The sequence below is a fragment of the Mycobacterium sp. genome (assembly GCF_035603715.1).
Lineage (GTDB): Bacteria > Actinomycetota > Actinomycetes > Mycobacteriales > Mycobacteriaceae > Mycobacterium.
Map to the genome: position 1 here is coordinate 1 of NZ_DATNJW010000021.1, position 3,326 is coordinate 3,326.

The following is a 3,326-nucleotide window of genomic DNA, read 5'->3' on the forward strand; positions in this document are numbered from 1 at the left end:
GGTGTTCGATCTCTTCGACGAAGTGCCACATCATCAGCGAAGCGACGCGCTGGTCGCCCGCGCCGAACAGCGAATCACGGTTGTCCAGAATGACTTTGAACAGCGGCGTGAACGTCGCCTCCAAGTTGGCGATGTAGGCGGCGTGGAATTCGATCGGCTGCTCCTCGAGCAGCCGATCATAGGCGCGACAGGCGTCTTCGTAGCACCGTTCGAGTTCAGGGTAGCGCTGCACCAGCGCGAGCATGTGTTTGCGGTGCGCGGACGCGTGCTGCGCTTCCTGCCGCAGAAACGCCTCGGCCTCGGCGGCGACGCGCGGGTCCTCCCGCAGTTTGTCCTGAGCCTTGCGGACCACGCTGACGATGTAGCGCTCGAAGGGGACGGCGATGAAGGTGAACGCATTGCAGAACAGACCGAAATTCGGGTTGTCGGGCTGCCACATGAACGGCACGCTTGCGTCGAACTCCCACGGGATCTTGCGGATCACGAGGTTGGTCACCGTCGCTACCTTTCAATCGACCAGGGCCAGCGGTAGGCTCAGTGTGACATTTGACCCCTTAGATGTAAAGGACACCATGGTGGCTTCCGGGCATACCGCCGACGCCGAGCAGTCGACGCGACGACGGATCCTTGCCGCCACCTTCGTCGTGCTGGCGCGCGATGGCCGCCGGCGGTTACAGCTGTCCGACGTGGCCGCGCAGGCCAAGGTGTCCCGCCCGACGCTGTATCGCTACTTCGGCTCCAAAGAGGGACTGCTCGAGGCGTTCGGCCTCTACGAGCAGGACAACTTCGACGCCGGCATCGCCACCGCGATCGCCGGATTGACCGGGGCCGACCGGATGGACGCCGCACTGCGATTCGTGGTCGACTTCCAGAGCAGCTACTCGCTGGGCTCGCTGGCCGAGACCGAGCCCGAATACATTCTGCAACAGATGAGACGCGTGCTGCCGATCATGCGTGACCGCATCGCGCGGATCATCGGTGGCGAGCATGCCGAGATCGCGGCGTCAGCGGTGGTACGAATCGCTGTGTGCCACTATGTAATCGGTGACGACACCCCGGACCGGTTCCTCGCTGAGCTACGGCACGCGGCCGGACTGGGGGCGAGTCACAACCGCCACGCCTGCACCTCACGCTGACCATCGCCTGTGGTGTGGAAACGGTGCCACATGCGATATCTAGTCGTCCAGCCAGTTGCTGATCTTCGCGGCGATCAGCTCCGGCTTCTCCAGATGCAGGAAGTGTCCGACGCCGTCGACGATCTCGAAAGTGGATCCGTCAGCCGGAAAGTGCGGGCTGAGGTCGCCGAGCAGGTCAGCACCGATCGCTCCGTCGTTGGCGCCGTGCAGATACAGCGTCGGTACTGGCGGCGTTTGCATGGTGGCCGCGGTTTCGGCTTCCGAGTTCGGGTCGGCGAATTGCGGATTGAACGAAGCCCGATACGGCCCAACGACGTTCGCGATGTTATCGGCAGTCACGTAGCGCCGCAGTTCGGCGATGTCGGCGGCGGCGTCATAGCCCGGTGACCAATCGGCCCACAGCGACTCCCAGAACCCCGGCGCCACCAACGCGGCCTCCGCCATACCGACCTGCTGGATGAAGTAGATGTAGAACGACCGCTTGAGTTGGGCATGGCTGAACAATCCGGCAGCCAGCGCAGCGATCGGCGGAACAGCCAGCGCGACAAAGCATTCGAATGCTTCCGGCTCGGTGGCGACCACCCCGTAGCCGGCTTGCGCTCCCCAGTCGTGGCCGACGAGGAGCGCGCGATCATCCGCGTCGTAGCGGCGACGTACGTCGAGCAGGTGGCGAACGTAGGTGCCGACACTGATCGGTTGGTCGATCGGGGCGTCGTACCCGGGCAGCCACGGCGCCACCACCCGATAGCCGCGGCGCGTCAAAGCGGGCCCGAGGTGACGCCAGGTGAACGGCGTGTCCGGGAAGCCATGGGCAAGCACCGCCAGCGGCAACGAGGCGTCCTCGATCGCGCCGAAGGTGAGTGGCTGCGGCGGAGTCACTCCGCGAGCGTATTACAGCCAGGGTCTCAAACGTAAAGGATCGATCATTTACATCTGACCCACCGTGTGTAAATCTGGGTGGCATGGCAGGCATCGCGCTCATTCAACGCGATCTGGCGGACACCAGGGCCCGGCTCGAGTCGTGGTTCAGCCACCGATTCGGCGGCGAGGCGGCGGTGTCGGAGCTGAAAGCGGCGAACCGCGCGGCCGGATGGTCGAGCGAAAGCCTGGTGTTCGCCGCCGACGTGGCGGGCCACTCCAGCGAGTATGTGCTGCGGATTCCTCCGGCGGGCGGCGGCATCTACCCGGAGTACGACCTGGACGCGCAGACGCGTACCCAGGAGTTCCTGCACCAGCACGGGATCGCGACACCGTCACCGATCGACTACGAGCCCGACGAGTCGTGGATCGGGTCCAGGTTTTTGGTGATGCCGCGCATCGTCGGGCACACCCCGTCGGACACCACCTATGCGACCCGCGGATGGCTGCATGATGCGGGGCCGCAGGTGCAGCGTCGCGCCCACGATTCGTTCCTGGAGACGCTCGCGGCGTTGCAGCGCGTCCCGGTCGACGAGGCGACCTGGCTCCACCGGCCAACCGGCACAGGCGTTTCCGCGGAGCTGGCGTGGTGGCAGGAGTACGCGGCCTGGGGCACCGACAACCAGATTCCGGACGTGATGACCGAGGCGTTCGACTGGCTGCGGCGCCACCAGCCGGAGCAGAGCGGTGACGCCGCGGTGTGCTGGAACGACGCCCGGCTTTCCAACGCCATCTTCGGCGACGACGGCCAGATCGTCGGCGTTTTGGACTGGGAACAGGCCTGCCTGTGCCCGGCCGAAACCGATTTCGCGTGGTGGCTGGCCACCCGCCGACAGATGTTGGAGGTCAACGGCATTGACGCCGATCCCGAGTTGCCGGGTTTCGACAGCCGCGCGCAGGTCATCCACCGCTTCGAGGAGATGATCGGTCGCCCGCTGGTCGCCCTGGAGTGGTACGAGATTTTCGCGATGGCGCGAATGGGCTGCTGCATCATGCGCACCCAGGCTCTGCTGCGCAGCATCGGCCAACACGACCATTTCCTCACCCGGGCACCGATCCTGCCGGCATGGACCATCTCGACAGTGCGCGGCTAGACGCTACGACGCAGGTTTTTCTCAAGCCACACGGGCCACATGCGCACCTGACTCCGGGACACACGCTGTTTGAGAAACGCGGCTACATGCGATATCACACCACTCGGTGATATCGCATGCGTCGTCAAAACAGAAAGTCACTACGTGCCAAGTCGTGAAGCCCCTGAGGCGGGTGTGA

General features: G+C 64.8%; 4 protein-coding genes. 2 read left to right on the forward strand and 2 right to left on the reverse strand.

Translation table 11 applies throughout. The features are described 5' to 3' along the window. On the reverse strand, window positions 1-496 hold a 496-nt coding region (locus tag VN856_RS00730), incomplete at its 3' end, for a metal-dependent hydrolase (protein ID WP_325685218.1). 76 nt (window positions 497-572) lie between these two features. On the opposite strand from VN856_RS00730, the gene VN856_RS00735 reads away from it, so the two are divergent. Continuing rightward, the gene (locus tag VN856_RS00735; RefSeq protein WP_325685221.1) at window positions 573-1,136 is read left to right on the forward strand and encodes a helix-turn-helix domain-containing protein; all 564 of its coding nucleotides are present in this window, start codon (window positions 573-575) and stop codon (window positions 1,134-1,136) included. 39 nt (window positions 1,137-1,175) lie between these two features. On the opposite strand, the gene VN856_RS00740 is transcribed toward VN856_RS00735, so the two are convergent. Next, a complete protein-coding gene (locus VN856_RS00740; RefSeq protein ID WP_325685219.1) occupies window positions 1,176-2,015 on the reverse strand; it encodes an alpha/beta hydrolase in 840 nt (279 codons plus the stop codon). A gap of 83 nt (window positions 2,016-2,098) precedes the next feature. On the opposite strand from VN856_RS00740, the gene VN856_RS00745 reads away from it, so the two are divergent. After that, window positions 2,099-3,148: a phosphotransferase family protein gene (locus VN856_RS00745; RefSeq protein WP_325685220.1), complete on the forward strand. Its 1,050-nt coding sequence runs from the start codon at window positions 2,099-2,101 to the stop codon at window positions 3,146-3,148. The last annotated feature ends 178 nt before the right edge of the window (window positions 3,149-3,326 follow it).